The sequence below is a fragment of the Paraburkholderia sp. SIMBA_053 genome (assembly GCF_046534895.1).
GTDB classification, from domain to species: domain Bacteria; phylum Pseudomonadota; class Gammaproteobacteria; order Burkholderiales; family Burkholderiaceae; genus Paraburkholderia; species Paraburkholderia caledonica.
The window spans coordinates 1-267 of record NZ_JAWRXU010000797.1 but is presented as its reverse complement, the minus strand read 5'-3'; the positions used below and the strand labels follow the sequence as shown (position 1 = coordinate 267).

1 protein-coding gene is annotated in these 267 nt (G+C 58.1%); it reads left to right on the top strand.

Annotated features, from left to right (window positions below):
• Nucleotides 1–267 (top strand): transposase (locus tag SB753_RS37770; RefSeq protein WP_410805248.1); only part of this gene is annotated, 267 nt, incomplete at both ends.

Sequence of the window (267 nt, the reverse complement as noted above, 5' to 3'; positions counted from 1 at the left end):
AGCGACAACTGGTCGAGCAGATTTCGTACAACGTGCTGTTTCGCTGGTTCGTCGGCCTGTCGATTGAGGAAGCGGTGTGGAATCACTCGGTGTTCAGCAAGAACCGGGATCGGCTGATCGAATTCGATGCGGTGACCGACCTGTTCAACGCGACAGTGGAAACGGCACATAAACGCGGCTTGCTGTCGGGCGAGCATTTCAGCGTCGACGGCACCATGATTCATGCGTGGGCTAGCCACAAGAGCATCCGCCGGAAGGATGGCGGGG